This is a genomic window from Amycolatopsis sp. TRM77291, from assembly GCF_054166285.1.
In genome coordinates, this window is record NZ_JBSZHF010000001.1 from 6,892,290 (window position 1) to 6,909,023 (window position 16,734).

A 16,734-nucleotide genomic window follows, 5' to 3' on the forward strand; every position below is an offset into this window, starting at 1 on the left:
TGAAACACCGGAAAGGTCGTCGTGGGTAACCCGCTTGTCGCCGAGGTAAAGGACTCGACGAAGGCGTACACCGGCTCGTCACTGCTCGAGTCGGCGTTCGAACTGAAATCGGCCATCGAAAGCGGCGACTGGGCCTCGGTGGCGCTGGGCGCGGTCGGGACCGCGCTCGACGCGCTGTCGATGGCGATGGATCCCTTCGGCGCGATCCTCGCGAACGGTGTCGGCTGGCTGATGGAGCACGTCGGCCCGCTCAAGGAGGCGCTCGACGCGCTCACCGGCAACGCCGACGAGATCGCCGCGAACGCCGAGACCTGGATGAACATCGCGACCGAACTCGGCGACGTCGGCGCGGATCTGGCCGGGATGGTCTCCGCCGATCTGCAGAGCTGGACGGGGGTTTCGGCCGACGCTTACCGCGCGCAGGCCAAAGACACGGTCACGCTGCTGGAGTCGGCGAAGGCCGGTTGCGAGGGCGCCTCCAGCGGAGTGAAGACGGCGGGCGAGGTCGTCGCGGCCATCCGCGCGCTGGTGCGCGACATCATCGCCGAGCTGATCGGACATCTGATCAGCTGGGCGCTCCAGGTGCTGTTCACCCTCGGGATCGGGCTGACCTGGGTGGTCCCGCAGGTGGTCAACGCCGTGGCGAAGACCGCGAGCAAGATCGCGAACCTGACGAAGAAGACCGTCAAGGCGCTCCAGGCGCTGATGCCACTGCTGAAGCGTGCGGACGACTTGTTCGACAGCGCGGCGAAGGCACTGAAGAAGCTCCAGCCGGGCAAGGGCGCGCCCGCGCCGAAGCCGAACAAGCTGGACGAGGGCACGACGCCCAAGAGCAGCCCCGACGGCGGGGGTACTTCACCGTCCGGCGCGGGGCCAGGCAAGAGCGATCCGCCGCCGGTGAAATCGGATCCGCCGCCTCCGCCAAAGAACGAGACGACGGACGGGCCGACCACGCCGTCCGGCTCTCCGCCTCCGCCGCCGAAGGACCGCGGCGCCCCGAAACCCGAGACGAACAACCGGATCAAGGACAACGAAACCACCCCGGGGGACCGCGTCCCGCCCAAGGACCGCGGTGGCTGCGGCGACCCGATCGACGTCGCCACCGGCTCGATGATGCTGACGCAGGACGACGTCGTGTTCGCCGGCGTCCTCCCGCTGACCGTTTCGCGGACGCATCTCTCGTCGTACCGCCTCGGCCGGTTCTTCGGCGCGTCGTGGGCGTCCACTGTGGACCAGCGGATCGAGATCGAAGACGACGGCCTGCATCTCGCACTCGCCGACGGAACACTTCTTTCGTACCCTGTCCCGGTTTCCGGCCCTGTCCTCCCGGAATTCGGGCAGCGGCTCCCCTTGTCCAAAGTGGACGACGGCTACGCGGTGACCACTCCGGACGGGATGCTGCTCTTCTCCGGCCCCGGGGACACCCTTCCCCTGCGCGCGATCGTGGACGGCGACGGCCACCGGATCTCCGTGCATTACGACGACAACGGCGTCCCCCGGGAGCTGGAGCATTCCGCGGGCTACCGTCTGCTCGTCGAGTCGAAGGGCGGGCTCATCACCGCCCTTCGGCTTCCTGGAGCGGAAACCGCGCTGCGGAACTACCGGTACGACGAGCGTCGCCGCCTGGTCGAAATCACCGACGTCGCCGGGCAGCCCCTGCGGTTCACCTATGACGCCGAAGGCCGGATCGTGCGCTGGGAGGACGTCAACGGGCGCTGGTACGGATACGGCTTCGACTCCGAAGGCCGCGTCGTGCGGGCGCAGGGCACCGGCGGCTTCCTCGACGTCGACATCGAGTACGACCGGGAGAACCTGGTCACCTCGGTCACGAACTCGCTCGGGCACGTCACCCGGTATCAGCTCGACGAACTGCACAGGATCGTCGCGGAGACCGACCCGCTGGGCAACACCACGCGGTACGAGATCGACCGCTTCGGCAAGCTGCTCAGCCGCACCGACGCACTGGGCCGCACCACGCGGTGGGAAATGGACGACGACGGGAACGTCGTCACCGTGCTACAGCCCGACGGCGGCCGCGCGCTCGCCGAGTACGCCGCGCCCGGCCGCTGGACCAGCCGGACCGGGCCGGACGGCGCGGTCTGGCGGCGCGAGTACGACGAGCGGGGAAAGCTCGTGCGTGCCACGGATCCGACCGGCGCCGTCACCACCTACGGCTACGACAGCGCGGGCAACGTCGCGGTCGTGACCGACGCGCTCGGCGGCGTCACCCTGATCGAGTCGAACGCGGCGGGCCTGCCGGTCGCCGTCACCGACCCGCTCGGCGCGGTCACGCGGTACACCTACGACGAGTTCGGGCAGACCACCTCGGTCACCGATCCGCTCGGCGGTGTCACCCGGACGAAGTGGGACGGTTTCGGTGAGATCGCCGAGCAGATCGACCCAGACGGCTCGGTGTGGCGCTGGAATCGCACCACGGCGGGTTCGGCCGACGAAGCCGTGGACGCCCGCGGGCTCGCGGTGCGCACCGAATACTCGCAATTCGACCTGCCCACCGCCGAAATCGGCCCGGACGGCGATCGACTGTCCTATGTGTACGACACCGAGCTGCGGCTGGTGTCGGTCACCAACGAACACGGTCTCGTCTGGCGCTACGACTACGACCCGGCCGGAAACCTGGTGGGCGAGACCGATTTCAACGGCCGCACCACCCGCTACGGCTACGACGCCGCGGGACAACTGGTGTCGCGCACCAACAGTCTCGGCCAGACGGTCGTCATCGAACGCGACGCGCTCGGCCGTGTCGTCGGCCGCCGGGCGGGCGACGACGTCGCGACGTTCACCTACGACGGCGCCGACCGGATGACCTCGGCGCGCAACGCGCATTCCGAAGTCACCATCGCCTACGACGCGCTGGGCCGGATCGTTTCGGAAGCGCTCAACGGCCGTGCCGTCCTGTCGGAATACGACGCCATCGGCCGTCGCGTCGCGCGGCGCACACCGTCGGGCGCCGAGTCGTTCTTCGCCTACGACGCGGCGAGCCGCCCCGTCGCGCTGCGGACGGCCGGGCGCACCCTGCGTTTCGAGTACGACCCGGCAGGCCGGGAATTGTCGCGCCGGCTCGAAGGCACGCCGATCGAGCTGCGCCAGAGCTGGGACGCCGCCGACCGGCTGACCTCCCAGACCGTGTCCACCGGCCGGGGTGTCGTGCAGCACCGCGAGTACGGCTACCTGCGGGACGGACTCGTCTCGTCGATCTCGGATGCGCTGTCCGGACCGCGGTCGCTGCGGGTCGACCGGGCGGGCCGTGTGGTCGACGTCCAGGGGCAGGGCTGGCGGGAAGGCTACGGCTACAACCTCGCGGGCGCGATCACGCAGGCGGGCTGGCCGGGCGCGGATCCGGCCGTCGGACCGCGGCGCTACCAGGGCACCCTGATGACCGGCGCCGGATCGACGTCGTACCTGCACGACACCGAAGGCCGCACGATCGCGCGCCGCGAACCCGGCCGTGCCTGGACCTACCAGTGGAACTCCGACGACCGGCTGACCGGCGTCGTCACCCCCGACGGTGAGCGCTGGCTTTACCACTACGACGCGCTCGGACGGCGGATCGCCAAGCAGCACCTCGACGTCCACGGCCGGATCCTCGAACAGATCGACTTCACCTGGGACGGCACGAACCTCGCCGAGGAGATCCGCGGCGGGACCGCCGTCGTCTGGGACCTGGAGCCGGGCACGGAACGGCCGATCACGCAGATCGAACGGGTTCCCGGACAGAACGCCCGGTTCCACGCCATCGTCACCGACCTCGTCGGATCGCCGAGCGAACTGCTCGACGAGTCGGGCGACGTCGCCTGGCATCTGCACACGTCGTTGTGGGGCAAGGTGCTTTCGCCGCCGGGGCGGGCGTACACGCCGCTGCGCTTCCCCGGCCAGTACCACGACCCGGAAACCGGGCTGCACTACAACTTCAAGCGCTACTACGACCCGGGCACCGGGCGGTACCTCTCGCACGACCCGCTCGGCCTCGAACCGGCGTCGGACTCGCTGGCCTACGTCGGCAACCCGACGGACATGATCGACCCGCTCGGCCTGGCGCCGACGAGGCCGAAGACGGGCGCCTGCGGCAAGGGCTCCCGCGGGGGTGGCGGCAAGACGAAGTCGCCGGGCAACCGGGTCACCAAGCCGAAGCCGGCGCCAGGGCCGAAGAAGCCGCGGCGCCCACCGCAGAGTTACCTCGACGGCACGCACGGCGCGAAGAACCGTGAGCAGAACCGGCTCACGGCGAAGTACGACAACGAACTCAAGGCCGACGGGCGGGAGAAGGTCTCCGGGCAGTCCCACGAGTCCGAGCACCCGATCCCCTACGAGGCGATCGGCCGCGGCAGTGGCGGCGCGCGGGGTTCGAGCCACGACCAGAAGGACCTGGAAAACCACGCCTGGGCGTATCAGGAGGCCAAACCCGCGCACAAGTCGCATATCGGTACCGGCAACAAGGGCGACCAGGACCTGACGGAAGGTTCGGCGAACCCGAGCGGCTTCAAGAACAGCCAGGAGTACCGCGACTCCGAGCGCAACGCGCTGGAAGGCGGCGACCCGAACACCGCGATCCAGCTCAACCAGCTCGACTACGCGTTCCGGGACGGGTTCAAGAACACCGACGGCACCCTCGACGGCAAGATCGCGGACGACTCGTACCACAAGATGATCGACGACGCGCACGCCAGCGGCAAGGGCCTCACCTACTCGACCGGCCCCGGTACGACCGCGACCACGCCGCCGCTGTCCAGCCACGACGTCAAGGAACTGCACATGACCCGGGACACCATCCGGGACGGGGACTGGCCCGAGGAGATGAAGCGGCAGAACCGCGAGACCTACGAGCAGGAAGTCGACCGGATCCACGACAGCTACCCGGAGCCGAGCGCGGCCGACCGGGCGAAGTACCAGACCGGCGAGGGCGGCTGGGGCGACCTGGATTACGGCAAGAAGGACCCGGACGCGATGGACGTCGACTGACGCGTTCAGTCCTCTGGATACGGTATTAGGAGGGGTAAGCCGGATGTTGCGTCTTGCCTGCCGGGGAGCGGCCAGTCGAGCTGATCGTGTCCGCACTGTCCACAAGGGACACCAGGGGCGTACCCGATGCCCGATTTGGGCGCTTCGTGCGAGGTCACCGCACCCTGCCGGTCCGTGAAGGCCTTCCGCCTGTCGAACACGTCGCGAAAGCCACTTTCGGGACATCAGGCGTCCCGAAAGTGGCTTTCGCGACACGGGCGCCTGCGGTGAGGTGGTCGGCGCGAGTGAGTGGCCGGGGTGAAGGCTCCCTTCACCCCACCACCGACCCCGCCCCGGATCACGACACCTTTGACTCACCTCTCAATAGTTGCCCTCGCAACTACCGCATCCAGAGAACGAAACGCGGGTCGTCAGGCGGCGGCGAGGGCGACGACTCGGTTCCGCCCGCTGTTCTTCGCCTGGTAGAGCGCGGAGTCGGCGACGTGCAGCAGCCGTTCCAGCACGGTCCCGCCGGACGGGTAGACCGCGGCGCCGATCGACACCGAAAGCCCCCGCACGACGCCCGGCCCCGAAGCGGTCGCGACCTCGACTTCGAGCGCCATCACCGCCCGCCGCACGCGCTCGGCCACGGGGAGCACGTCGGTCTCCGTCGCACCGGGAAGCAGCACGACGAACTCCTCCCCACCGAAGCGGCCGACGGAGTCGTAGTCGCGTACGTGCTCGGAGATCGTCTTCGCGACGGCCTTGAGCACGACATCGCCGGCGAGATGCCCGTAGACGTCGTTGACCTGCTTGAAATGGTCGAGATCGAGCATCAGCACACCGAGTTTGCGGTTCGCCCTGGCCGCCGACGTGAGCTCCCGCTCGCTCAGCGCGTGCCACGCGTGCGCGTTCAGGACGCCGGTCTTGCCGTCGATGTTCGCCGCGATCTCCAACTGCCGCACCAGCACGCTGCGGTGCAGCACCAGCACCGGCAGCAGGACGAACGGCACGAGCGCGGGCGCGTGCACGATGCCCAGCGCGGTCGAGGTCCCGAGTACCAGCGTGGTGATCTCGAGCAGGTTGTCGTCACCGGTGCCGAACAGCGCGCGCAGCGCCCTGGCCCCGGTGTGCAGATACACCGAGAGCGCCACGACGAACGCGTTGACCACGGTGAACACGGCCGCCGCCTCGACGATCTTCAGCGAGCCGGCGAACCCGACGGGCAGCCCGTTCCACCCGGAGACGATCGCTCCCGAAGCCAGGCAGGAGATCACGATCGCCGCCGCGCAGTACACCACGCGATACGCCGGGCGGTGGCTCATCCCCCGCCACACCCGGAGCCAAAGATGCAGGTAGATGAGCAGTCCGAGGGCCAATGCGAGCCCCTGCGGCAGGACGAGCACCCCCGCGAACGTCCACACCGAAGTCATGTTGATATGCGGCCGGTCACAAAGCGTGCGCCGTAACCGTTCCACCGAACGCGAAAGCTCGGCCTGCAGGACCGCCAAGCCGAGCAGTGATCCAAATCGGACGAATTCCGTGGTCTCGTAGTCCGACCGGAGCAGGGCGACTACCGCGACTGCCGCCGCAAGTCCTTCCACCACAAGGAAAACCGCGGGAACACCGCGTGGTCCGGACCATAACTCCCAGCGCCGGACCCAAGCTCTCAGACGTGCACCGGTCCCTTCTCCGGCGAGTTCCGTATCCCCCATAATCATCGTCACCGGCCCCCTTCCGTGCACATTTCAATGTATCCGAGGTAGTACTGAGGGTGGCTCGAGTCAATTCCGGAACACACAGATGGAGCAGTGGGAGGGAGGACCATCATGAACGGTCGCGAGGACTGATCCAGTCGATTCAGCCGGTCCGGCTCCCGGCCGGGAGCCACACATCGGGGCCGGTGGCGATGGCGCGTTTCCAGGCCATCGCCATCGGTCCCGCCGAGGCCACGGCCACCGTCGCGGCCACCCCGACGGCCACGAACGGGCCGGTCAGCTGGGCGAGACCGCCCGCGAGCATGATCCCGATTCCTTGTACGGTCACCAAACTCGTCGAGGTCAGGCCCATCACCTGTGCCCGGACGCCGTCGGGGACCGCGCGGGCCATCAACGCGACGGCCTGCAGGTGGTACGGCGCCGCGAAGGCCCCGCTGAGCCCGATCAGCACCAGGCAGACCGGCAGTGGCGGGCGAAAGAAGAGAAAGACCAAAGGAACGACGGATGCGATGGCGAGAATGCCGACCATTCGCGTTTTCCGTCGCGCCGGAACCCATTTCGTGAAGATCCACGATCCGATTACCGCACCCACCGGATCCGCCGCGAGAATAAGCCCGACCGCGAAAGTCCCCGCCCCGAGACCGACGGCGAGCGGCGCCGCGAGCCCTTCGGGCGCGATGGCGAACCCGGCGAGCATCTTCAGCCCGAAGAGCACCCGGATTCCCTTGCCCTGCCACAGTTCTCGGGCGCCTTCGCCGCTGAAAGCCCGTGCCACCCGGCTTTTCACCGAAGATTCCGCGGCGACGGGCCTCCGGCGGCGAACCCCTGTGGACACCAGCAGCGCCGAGACCACAAAGGTCACCGCGTCGATCACCAGTCCCCAGTAGGGCGTCACGAACCCGATCACCAGCCCGCCACCGCCGAATCCGGCGAGCTGTGCCGTTTGGATGGTGATCGTGCGGACCGCCAGCCCGGCGATGTACCGGTCCCCTTCGAGGACGTCCGGGAGCAACGCGAGCTGCGCCGCCCGGAAGGGGCCGCCCGCCATCGTCAGGATCACCAACAGCCCTGCCAGCACCACGAGCGGCATTCCCGGTACGGCCATCAGCGCCGCGATCGCCGCGCGCAGCAGGTCGCAGACGATCATCACCGTCCGGCGCGGATACCGGTCCGCCAATCCGGCGAACAGGGTGCCCCCGATCAGCGTCGGCAGGTACGTCAGGCCGTAGGTGAGCCCGGTCAGCCCAGCCGACGCCGTTCTTTCCCAGACCAGCACCGACAACGCGACCCTCGCCAGCTGGTCACCGGCCTGCGAAAGCGCCTCGGCCGCCCACAACGCACGGAACTCCCCGACCGCGAAAGCGGCCTTGAACGCGGTGCCCCGAGCGGAATCCCCCTTCTCCATGAGCCCCTCCCCTTGGCTCACGGTAGTCGATCACTTCCGCAGTGTCAGCGCCCATCCGGACCACGACGTCCGTCAGTGTCCACTGTGGACGGACATTTTCGCGTGCTCCACGGCGGCGCGGGCGAAGGCCTCGACGAGCGGATGCGGCCGGGTTCCGTCACCGGCGAGTTCCGGCTGGAACAGCGACGCCACGAAGAACGGATGCTCCGGCAGTTCCGCGATCCGTGCGTCGCCATCGTCGTCGAATCCACTGAAGACCACCCCGTTCGCCGCCAAGGTGTCCAGGTGACGGGCGTCGAGGCCGTACGAACAGTGGTAGCGCTCGACCGAGCGGTCCGTCCCGAGGATCCGTGCCGCGCGGGTGCCGGGCGTGACGTGGACGGCGCCCTCGTGCCCGACGAGCGAACAAGCCAGCGGGACGATCAGCCGCTCGGGCGATTCCGGCGCGTTCTCCGCGTGCCCGATCCCGTCGAGGCCGCAGACGTTCCGCGCGTATTCCAGCAGCGCGTGCTGGAAACCGGCGCAGGTGCCGAGGAACGGGACGCCGTTCTCGCGGACGGCGCGGACGGTCTCCACCGCGCCCGCTTCGGACCGGTAGGGGCTGCCGGGCACCAGCCAGACGCCGTCGAAACCGGTGATGTCGCCGACGGCGTCCGTCGGGAGCCAGTAGGCGTCGAGTTCGAGACCGTCACGTTCGGCGAGACGGGCGAAGAGCGTCGGGATCCGGACGTGGGAGCGGACGCCGTCCGAACGATCGCCGACCAGGGCGATCCGGGCTTTCTCTGTCATGCGGCCATCCTGACCCGCGAACCGAGTTCAGCGCCAACGATGATCCGTGCTGGATCGATAAGCGATACTGATGGCCATGGAGACCCATCTGCTCCGCACCTTCGTGGCCGTGGCGCGCGGCGGCTCGTTCTCGCGGGCCGCCCGCGACCTCGGCTACACGCAGTCCGCGATCTCCCAGCACATCGCCACGCTCGAACAGGATCTCGGCACCACGCTGCTGACCCGGCGGCCCGTCGCGCCGACCCGGGCCGGGGAACGGCTGCTCGAACACGCCGGCCCGCTGCTGACCCGGCTCGACGCCGCCCGCGCGGATCTCGCCAGGCTCACCGCGGCGCCCACCGGCCGGGTCGTCCTCGGGCTGACCCCGCTGTCGCTCACCGCCGGCGTCGCCGCCACCGTGCGGCGCGGCACCGAAGTACGCGTCCTCGGCCGGGAAGACGTCCTGACGGAGCTCGCGGCGGGTGCGCTCGACCTCGGTCTCGTCGACGGGATGACCGCGCCGAGCGATCCGCTCCCGCTGCCGGACACCGGCCCGCTCACCACCACCGTCGTCGGCGAACGCCCGCTCGCGGTCGCGGTCCCCGCGGACCATCCGATGGCGGGCCGGGCCGTCCGGCTGGCCGAACTCGCCGACGCGGGCTGGATCGACGCGCCGGACACCGCGATTCCCTTGGAGCGGCTGAGGAAATCCGCCTCGACCGACGGGTTCCGCGGCAGGCTGCGGTACACCGGGACCGACGTCCACGGCCTGCTCGGCCTGGTCGCCGCCGGTCAGGGACTGGCGCTGCTCCCGGCGGACGTCCTCACCGGCGTGAGCACGCTTTCCCTGTCCTCGCCGCGCGTGGTGCACCGCACCGAACTGGTGCACGGCGACCCCGGCGAGGGCGCCGCGCTGGCCGCCGCGCTGACGGGTCAGCGGCCGTAACTCATCATGCCCTGCGCCATCTCCATCGCCAGCGAACTCGCCACGACGGGATCCATCATGCTCCGGAGGCTCTCCGCCGCCTTGTCCCGCGATCCGAGGTCGGAACGCGGCTGCTCCGGCGGTTTCGTCTCGGCGGGCGGCAGGGCGACGACCTGTTCCTTGGCGGGCTTCTTCTTCGTCGTGGGCGCCTGCTGTTTCACGGTGACCGGGACGTAGACGGTCACCGGGGCGGCCTGCGGCGCGGGCTGCACGGGCTGCACGGCGGGCGGCGCCTGCTGGGTCGCCACGGCGGGCAGCGGCTGCTCGGGCAAGGCGGTGTCACCGGCCGGCTCGAAGGTGAAGGTGCCGGCGAACCAGCCGATCGCGAGCAGTGCCACCCCCGCCCCGCCGGCCAGCCACGACCGGGCACGGCGATGGATGACGACGGCCTTGGGCCGCAGATCCTTGTCCACGACCGGTTCGCACACCGGGGGCCGCACCGGCATCGGCTCGGGCTCGATCTCGTTCTCCGGGCTGCGCCGCCGCTTCGGCAGGCTGGCAGCGATGATCCCCGTCCGGTCCAGGAGCTCGACGGTCTCGACGGGCGCGGAGAAAGCGTCGGTCGACGGACGGCGCTGGGCGGCGCGCGGCATGGGGACCTCCGGAAGCGGAATCACGAACTTGAGCATTGTGGTGCATTTCCGACGCCGCCGTAAGTAACGCACCCCGATCGAGTTATCCCGAGCCGTCCGGAGCACGGAGCGTTACTCCGTTCAGAGCCGTTTCATTCCCATGCGCCCCAACAGGGCGAGCGGCCGCTGGTAAAAGGAGCCGAGCACGCGGGGAATCGCGTCGATGGCGTACGCGTCCGGGCCGATCAGGATGCGCGCCGTCCCCCGTTCGATACCGCGCACGATGGTCTGCGCGGCCTTCTCCGGCGTCGTCCTCGCGATCTTTTCGAATCCCTCGGCGGCTTTGTCGATGTCCCGCTCGACGCCGCCCCGCGCGTCACGCGCGATATTCGTCTTGATGCCACCGGGATGCACGCAGCTGACCTTGACCGGATGCCGGGCGATGAGCATTTCCTGCCGCAGCGCCTCGGTGAACCCCCGCACCGCGAATTTCGCCGCGTTGTAGGCGCTCTGCGTGGGCACGCCGATGAAGCCGAACACACTCGAAAGGTTGACGACATGCCCGTCGCCCGAAGCGATCACCTGCGGCAGAAAGGCTTTCGTGCCGTTGACCACGCCGCCGAGATTGATCCCCATCAGCCAGTCGTAGTCGTCCCAGGTCATTTCCTCGACCGTGGCCCCGAGCGCGACCCCGGCGTTGTTCACCACGATGTTGGCGCCGCCGAAATCCACGGCGACCTCCTCGGCGTGCGCGAGAACGGCGTCACGGTCGGCCACGTCGAGTGCGTACGCCTTCGCGGTCGCGCCCGCCTTCTCGCACTCCGCCACGGTGCCCGCCGCACGGACGGCGTCGACATCGGAAAGCGCCAGCCGGGCGCCCCGCCCCGCCAGTTCGATCGCGAGCGCCTTGCCGATCCCCGAGCCCGCGCCCGTGATCACCACGACCTTGTCCGTGAACGACTTCATACCCGCTCCAACTCGCTCGACTGTTACCGGAGGTAACACATACTACGGCTGTGAGCTCGCTGTGCGTTGATCGATTCCGGCCGTGTTCGCGAACCACTTATGGTGACCTGGAACCCGACTGCCGTGGACGAGCGAAAGGAAGGCGATGCGCCGCGCCCTGTTGCTCGTGCTCTGTGCCGTTCTGTCCGGTTGCTCCGCCGTGCCGGATCCGGGCGCGACGGTGACGCCCGGCCCCGAGGCGGCACGGACCACTCCGGCGATCGGCGCGCTCTTCCTCGACGGAACGCATTTCTGCACGGCCAGCGTCGTTCATAGCGCCCCCGGCGACCTCCTGCTCACGGCGGCGCATTGCCTCCACGACGGCGAAGGCGGCGATTACGCGACGGGGATCTCGTTCGCGCCCGGCTATCACGACGGTGTCGCGCCGTACGGCTATTGGGACGTCTCGGATCCGCGGGTTCCGGACGGATGGGCCGAGTCCTCCGACCCGGACCTCGACGTCGGATTCGCGACCGCCCATCAGGCCGGGAGCACGAAGACCCTCGAAAGCGTCACCGGCGCCAACACGCTGCTGACCGGCGGCGGGTTCACCCATGCGATCACCCTGACCGGTTATCCCGACGAACGGGAGGCACCGGTCGTCTGCCACGGCTCCAGCGCGCAGGCCGACACCTACCAGATGCGCGTCGCGTGCCCCGGTTTCACGACCGGCACCAGCGGCGGCCCGTGGGTGGTCGGCGCCGACGCCGGCACCGGACTCGGCACCGTCGTCGGCGTGATCGGCGGCTACCTGTACGGCGGGGACGATCCGGACACGTCCTACAGCAGCTACTTCGACACCGACGTCGCCACCCTGTACCGCAAGATGGACGCACGGGGATGATCTCCCCATGAGCATCCACGACGTCCCGATCACCGGAGAGCCGATCCGCCTCGGCCAGTTCCTCAAACTGGCGAACCTCGCCGAAGACGGTTCGCACGCCAAAGACCTCCTCGACGCCGAAGAGGTCACGGTCAACGGCGAGGTGGAGGTCCGGCGCGGCCGTCAGCTGACGAACGGCGACGTCGTGGAGGTCGGCGGCGAAGGCGGCCGCGTCGTCCTGGGCTAGCGGCCCGTACCTCTCGCGTGATTGAACGGACGACTCGCGTGATCAGACGGACGACACGCGAAACTAGCGGCCCTGCAACGGCGCCAAGCGCAACGCCCTCGCGAGGTCTTCGAGCTCCCGGTGCACCGGCTCGTTCAGCGGGACCCCCAGCGCCTGGCACTGTTCGAGGTACTGCGCCTCGCGCCAGCCCGGATAGCGGACCGGGGTGCCGCCCTCCCAGCCGAGCAGGCTGCCGAACAACGCGCTGGCGGCCTTGTAGAACCCATCCGCGCTGCGGAGCGTCGTCGGCGCGATCGCCATGACCATCAGGCCCGTGTCGTGATCGTGGTCGCCGACGCCCGACAGCACCCCGGCGAAGATCTCCACCAGCAGCGCGAAGCCGGCGACGGCGGCACTATCGACATCCGCGAGGGTGTCCAAGTCGAGGACGAATTCGGGATACGCGCCGGCCGGAGCGGCCATGCCGAGCGGATTCGCGGCCTTCCCGAGCTCACCGCCCGCCGCCATCACGAGCCCGATCATGGTGTGCGGCAACGCCCTCGCCGCATGGTGCCCGGCACGGCCGAACGGGCCGACGCCGCGGACCGACATGAGCCCGACGCCGTACCGGCCGGCCCGGGACACCGCCCGGTCCATCGCGTCGCCGACGGCCCACAGGCCGGGCGCGCGGCGGTAGTCGATCAGTGCCGCGGCGCCGCGGTCGGCGATCATCAGCGGTTCGGCCCTCGGCCGCACCGTCCCGTCGGCCAGCATCGGCAGATGCAGCCTGGTCAGCTCGGCGACACCGGACTCCGGTGTTCCGGTGAGATCGCCGTGGCACAACGCCTCGGCGGCCATCCTGGCGCGCGACCACGGCAGATCGTGTGCGGTGAAGACCTCGGTGACCAGGTCGATCAGGGCGTCGATCGGGACGCGCTGCCAGACCTGTTCCGGAATCGGGGAGGGTTCGGCCGGTTCGGGGATCGGCTCGACGGGCGCGCGGCGAAGAGAGCGGGGTCTGAGGGGCACTCCGCCGAGGGTGCCCAACCGCGTTTTTCGGCGTCAACGAACCAAGGCAGCTTTTAACCGACTGTGTGATCTGCTCACTCGGAAACGTCGGTGGACGGACGTACCATCGGATCATGTGCCGGAACATCACGACGCTTCGAGGGCTTGAGCCGGCGGCGACGCCGGACGAGATCGAGGCCGCCGCCCGCCAGTACGTCCGCAAGGTGTCCGGGGTGCAGAGCCTGTCCGACGCCACCCGCGAGCCCTTCGAGGCCGCCGTCGCCGAGATCACCGAGATCACCCGGCGGCTGCTGACCGAACTGCCCGCACGCCGTCAGCCGCCGGCGACGGTGCCACCGTTGCGCCGCCCCGAAGTCCAGGCGCGAATCGCGGCGAAGGCCGCGAAGAGCCAGGCTTCCTGAACCCCCGGCGGTTACGGTGAGCGGGTGACATACCCGCAAGACCCCTACGGTCACCAGCAGCCCTACGGTCAGCCGTACCAGCAACCGGGCTATGGATACGGCCCGCCGCAACCGCCGCAGGAACAAGGCCTGGCGATCGCGGCGCTCGTCGTGTCGATCGCCAGCCTCGTCGCGTGCAGCGGGCTGCCGTCGATCGCGGGCGTCATCATGGGGCATATCGCGCATTCCAAGGCCAAACGCGGGGAGGCCGGCGGTCAGGGGATGGCGCTCGCGGCGATCATCATCGGCTACATCGGCGTCGCCATCGTCGTGTTGCTCCTGGCGGGCTTCATCTTCGTGGGCATCCTGACCGACTGGGACTTCGACTAGATCCGAAGCGTTTCGTCAAAGCCCCGTCGGATACCCTCGACAGCGGTAGCGTGTCCGAGCGGCCGAAGGAACATGTCTTGAAAACATGCGAGGGCTCTGTCCTCCGTGGGTTCGAATCCCACCGCTACCGCCAGTCTTGAAACCGAAGCTCCCCCAGACCCGCGGGCCTGGGGGAGCTTCGCGTTCACGCGGGCACGAGAGCCCAGACGGTCTCATCGCCGCGGCCGCCGTGGAAGGGCCGCTGCTCCAGGATCGAGGCCGTCCCGTTGTTGACCTGCCGCACCGCCAGCAGGCTTGCCCGGTTCACCAGCCCGTAGCGCATGTCGGCGCTCCGGAGCAGCTTCCATTGCTGGTTGGTGGCCGAACCGCAGTGCGTCTGTTCCAGGAGCGCGCCCTCCGCGGTACTGCCGGAGACCGGCCGCAGGCACTGACCGCTGCGCTCGTTGGAGATCTTCCAGTACCCGCCGCCCGCGTCGGTGAGCCGCCACTTCTGGCCGTTGTCGTTCCGCCGCGCGACGTGGGTGATCTTCGCGCCCGCCGACGACGAACCGTCGACGACCGCCGCGCTGTTGCCGTTGGTGGCGACCGTCAGGTAGTACTTCGTGCCCGCCTTCGGGCCGGGGTCGGCGACGGGGTTCAGCGTCCACTGCTGGTTGGCCGCCCCGGTGTAGGGCTGCTGGACCAACGGGGCCGGATACGCGCCGCCGTCGGTGATCGCGTAGCCGGTCAGGTAGTTGAAGATCGCCACCTTGCCGTTGCCGAGCGGCTGGAACGCCCACCGCATGCCGTTCTGGCCGTTGCAGTTGTACTGGAGGATCTGCGTACCCGGCGCAGTCCCGCTCTGCGCGCTGTCCGCGCACAGCTGGCTGTTGGCGTTGACGAGCTGTAATCCCGTGTTGTACCCGAGGATCCACTTCTGGCTCATGGCGTCGTCGCGCGGCCGGTGGCTGAGGTTGGCGAGGCCGCCGGTCGACGAACCCACGACGTCGATGGCGTCACCGTTCGCGCCGGTGATGACGTAGGTCTTGCCGCCCCGCGCGTGGCCGTCGTCGTTGTCGGGAGTGTCCTTCTTGATCAGGAAGGCGCTGTTGGCGACGTTCCAATGGGTGGCGAGCCAGCCGCCGGGGGTCGGGTTCGTGCTGAAGTAGTCGTCGTTGCCGCAGTCCAGCAGCCGATCGAAATCGCGTTCCGTGCAGTCGAAGGACTGGGTGTCGCCGTAACACATCAGGTCCCATTCCTGGGAGCAGTGGCCGCCGCCCTGGTAGTGCGGGGCGCCCGGCAGGACGGCGCCGAGCATGTGCCCCAGCTCGTGAGCGGCGGCGTTGACACCCCAGCAGGGGACGGCGATCTCCGTGTAGTGCCTGCCGTTGTTGAAGGCGTTGGCGGGACCGGGCTGGTCGTCGCTGTCGCCCCACGTGCCGGCACAGGTGTGCGGGTTGTCGGAGAACAGCATGTAGTCGCGGTCGGCGTTGAAGAAACCGGCCTGGATGGCGCGATCGCGGATGGCGCCGGACAGATACGTGCCGTCGGGCACCACGAGATTCGCGACGGCGACCTGGCAGCCCGCGCCCGCGGTCGTCACGTACCGGAGGTGCCTGCTGGCGCCTGTCGCCGCGGCGCTGTCGTTGAACGCGTCGTCGATCCCGGACGCGTAGGCGCGCAGGGACGGCACGACGGTCGCGTACCGGTCGGGCTGGCCGGCCTCACGGACATAGACCAGCTCGACGCGTTTGCCGGATACCCCGTCGCCCTCGCAGACCACCGGATTGGCGGCGACCTGCGCCTGAGCGACGGCGGGAGCGAGCGGCGCCACGGGGGCGGCGCCGGGTGGAAGTGGATGGCTGTGGTCCTTGGCGACGGAAACCGCGAATGCAGCAAATTCATCGGAGGCCGCGGCCTCCCCGACGAGCAAACCACCAAGGAGACCGACTATGACCAGCAGCCGTTTCGCCTGGAACAAGGGCTTTTCCTTTCGCGAGAGAGGAACGCGATAAGAACGCTAGAGGTCGGAGGTATAGACCACCAGGCAGAAGGACCGGCAGACTGCCGCTACCCTTCCGGCATGCCCAAGTACCTGCTGCTCAAGCACTACCGCGGCGCTCCGGCGGCGGTCAACGACGTGCCGATGGAGCACTGGGCCCCGGACGAGATCACGGCGCACATGAACTACATGAAGGACTTCGCCGCCCGGCTCGTGGAGACCGGCGAGTTCGTCCAGGAGCAGGCTCTCGCCCCCGAAGGCACCTTCGTCCGGTACGACGGCGAGGGCAAGCCGCCGGTCACCGACGGCCCCTTCGCCGAGACCAAGGACCTCATCGCCGGCTTCATGGTGATCGACGTCGACAGCCACGAGCGGGCGCTCGAACTGGCGGCCGAGCTGTCGGCCGCGCCGGGAGCGGGCGGGAAGCCGATCCACGAGTGGCTCGAACTGCGCCCGGTCCTGAGCGAGCAGCTCGTCATCACGGAGTGAGCGCCGA

The 16,734-nt window shown here is 69.2% G+C and carries 14 protein-coding genes and 1 tRNA gene; 8 read left to right on the top strand and 7 right to left on the bottom strand.

Annotated elements, in window-relative coordinates; genetic code table 11:
* The first annotated feature begins 21 nt into the window (after positions 1-21).
* Positions 22-4,977 carry an RHS repeat-associated core domain-containing protein gene (locus ACXIZN_RS32130; RefSeq protein ID WP_457958795.1) on the top strand — a complete coding sequence of 1,652 codons (4,956 nt, stop codon included), beginning with the start codon at positions 22-24 and terminating at the stop codon, positions 4,975-4,977.
* A 410-nt stretch (positions 4,978-5,387) separates the two neighbouring features.
* Here ACXIZN_RS32130 and ACXIZN_RS32135 read toward each other — a convergent pair whose 3' ends face one another.
* From ACXIZN_RS32135 to ACXIZN_RS32145, 3 genes are all read right to left on the bottom strand, one after another.
* Complete coding sequence (locus ACXIZN_RS32135) at positions 5,388-6,563, bottom strand: diguanylate cyclase (RefSeq protein ID WP_457958796.1); 1,176 nt, start codon at positions 6,561-6,563, stop codon at positions 5,388-5,390.
* Between the two features lie 253 nt (positions 6,564-6,816).
* Positions 6,817-8,079 carry an MFS transporter gene (locus ACXIZN_RS32140; RefSeq protein ID WP_457958797.1) on the bottom strand — a complete coding sequence of 421 codons (1,263 nt, stop codon included), beginning with the start codon at positions 8,077-8,079 and terminating at the stop codon, positions 6,817-6,819.
* 72 nt (positions 8,080-8,151) lie between these two features.
* Positions 8,152-8,868 carry a CTP synthase C-terminal region-related (seleno)protein gene (locus ACXIZN_RS32145; RefSeq protein WP_457958798.1) on the bottom strand — a complete coding sequence of 239 codons (717 nt, stop codon included), beginning with the start codon at positions 8,866-8,868 and terminating at the stop codon, positions 8,152-8,154.
* Positions 8,869-8,944: 76 nt separating this feature from the next.
* Here ACXIZN_RS32145 and ACXIZN_RS32150 point away from each other — a divergent pair, with 76 nt between their 5' ends.
* Positions 8,945-9,793 (top strand): LysR family transcriptional regulator, encoded by an 849-nt coding sequence (locus tag ACXIZN_RS32150; protein WP_457958799.1) that lies wholly within the window; start codon positions 8,945-8,947, stop codon positions 9,791-9,793.
* On the opposite strand, the gene ACXIZN_RS32155 is transcribed toward ACXIZN_RS32150, so the two are convergent.
* Positions 9,781-10,449 (bottom strand): hypothetical protein, encoded by a 669-nt coding sequence (locus ACXIZN_RS32155; RefSeq protein WP_457958800.1) that lies wholly within the window; start codon positions 10,447-10,449, stop codon positions 9,781-9,783. The genes ACXIZN_RS32150 and ACXIZN_RS32155 overlap by 13 nt on opposite strands.
* A 96-nt stretch (positions 10,450-10,545) precedes the next feature.
* Positions 10,546-11,370: an SDR family NAD(P)-dependent oxidoreductase gene (locus ACXIZN_RS32160; RefSeq protein WP_192747531.1), complete on the bottom strand. Its 825-nt coding sequence runs from the start codon at positions 11,368-11,370 to the stop codon at positions 10,546-10,548.
* Positions 11,371-11,515: 145 nt separating this feature from the next.
* On the opposite strand from ACXIZN_RS32160, the gene ACXIZN_RS32165 reads away from it, so the two are divergent.
* On the top strand, positions 11,516-12,253 hold the full coding sequence (locus ACXIZN_RS32165; RefSeq protein ID WP_457958801.1) for a trypsin-like serine peptidase: 738 nt from the start codon (positions 11,516-11,518) through the stop codon (positions 12,251-12,253).
* A 7-nt stretch (positions 12,254-12,260) separates the two neighbouring features.
* On the top strand, positions 12,261-12,479 hold the full coding sequence (locus tag ACXIZN_RS32170; RefSeq protein ID WP_016330720.1) for an RNA-binding S4 domain-containing protein: 219 nt from the start codon (positions 12,261-12,263) through the stop codon (positions 12,477-12,479).
* A gap of 63 nt (positions 12,480-12,542) precedes the next feature.
* Here ACXIZN_RS32170 and ACXIZN_RS32175 read toward each other — a convergent pair whose 3' ends face one another.
* Positions 12,543-13,487, bottom strand: a complete 945-nt coding sequence (locus tag ACXIZN_RS32175) for an Ldh family oxidoreductase (RefSeq protein WP_457958802.1) — start codon at positions 13,485-13,487, stop codon at positions 12,543-12,545.
* Positions 13,488-13,600: 113 nt separating this feature from the next.
* Here ACXIZN_RS32175 and ACXIZN_RS32180 point away from each other — a divergent pair, with 113 nt between their 5' ends.
* The 3 genes from ACXIZN_RS32180 to ACXIZN_RS32190 all read left to right on the top strand — a co-directional run bounded on the left by ACXIZN_RS32180 (position 13,601) and on the right by ACXIZN_RS32190 (position 14,390).
* Entirely contained in the window at positions 13,601-13,888 is a 288-nt protein-coding gene (locus ACXIZN_RS32180) for a DUF2277 domain-containing protein (RefSeq protein ID WP_034309927.1), read from the top strand.
* Between the two features lie 24 nt (positions 13,889-13,912).
* A complete protein-coding gene (locus ACXIZN_RS32185; protein ID WP_457958803.1) occupies positions 13,913-14,257 on the top strand; it encodes a DUF4190 domain-containing protein in 345 nt (114 codons plus the stop codon).
* Positions 14,258-14,301: 44 nt separating this feature from the next.
* Positions 14,302-14,390, top strand: a tRNA-Ser gene (locus ACXIZN_RS32190).
* A gap of 51 nt (positions 14,391-14,441) precedes the next feature.
* Here ACXIZN_RS32190 and ACXIZN_RS32195 read toward each other — a convergent pair.
* Positions 14,442-16,217 (bottom strand): RICIN domain-containing protein, encoded by a 1,776-nt coding sequence (locus tag ACXIZN_RS32195; protein WP_457958804.1) that lies wholly within the window; start codon positions 16,215-16,217, stop codon positions 14,442-14,444.
* A gap of 102 nt (positions 16,218-16,319) precedes the next feature.
* Here ACXIZN_RS32195 and ACXIZN_RS32200 point away from each other — a divergent pair, with 102 nt between their 5' ends.
* Positions 16,320-16,727: a YciI family protein gene (locus ACXIZN_RS32200; RefSeq protein ID WP_457958805.1), complete on the top strand. Its 408-nt coding sequence runs from the start codon at positions 16,320-16,322 to the stop codon at positions 16,725-16,727.
* The last annotated feature ends 7 nt before the right edge of the window (positions 16,728-16,734 follow it).

Coding starts and splice junctions, on each gene's coding strand:
- ACXIZN_RS32160 (WP_192747531.1), bottom strand. CDS start 11,370: ATGAAGTCGTTCACGGACAAGGTCGTGGTGATCACGGGCGCGGGCTCG.
- ACXIZN_RS32140 (WP_457958797.1), bottom strand. CDS start 8,079: ATGGAGAAGGGGGATTCCGCTCGGGGCACCGCGTTCAAGGCCGCTTTC.
- ACXIZN_RS32145 (WP_457958798.1), bottom strand. CDS start 8,868: ATGACAGAGAAAGCCCGGATCGCCCTGGTCGGCGATCGTTCGGACGGC.
- ACXIZN_RS32150 (WP_457958799.1), top strand. CDS start 8,945: ATGGAGACCCATCTGCTCCGCACCTTCGTGGCCGTGGCGCGCGGCGGC.
- ACXIZN_RS32200 (WP_457958805.1), top strand. CDS start 16,320: ATGCCCAAGTACCTGCTGCTCAAGCACTACCGCGGCGCTCCGGCGGCG.
- ACXIZN_RS32165 (WP_457958801.1), top strand. CDS start 11,516: ATGCGCCGCGCCCTGTTGCTCGTGCTCTGTGCCGTTCTGTCCGGTTGC.
- ACXIZN_RS32180 (WP_034309927.1), top strand. CDS start 13,601: ATGTGCCGGAACATCACGACGCTTCGAGGGCTTGAGCCGGCGGCGACG.
- ACXIZN_RS32170 (WP_016330720.1), top strand. CDS start 12,261: ATGAGCATCCACGACGTCCCGATCACCGGAGAGCCGATCCGCCTCGGC.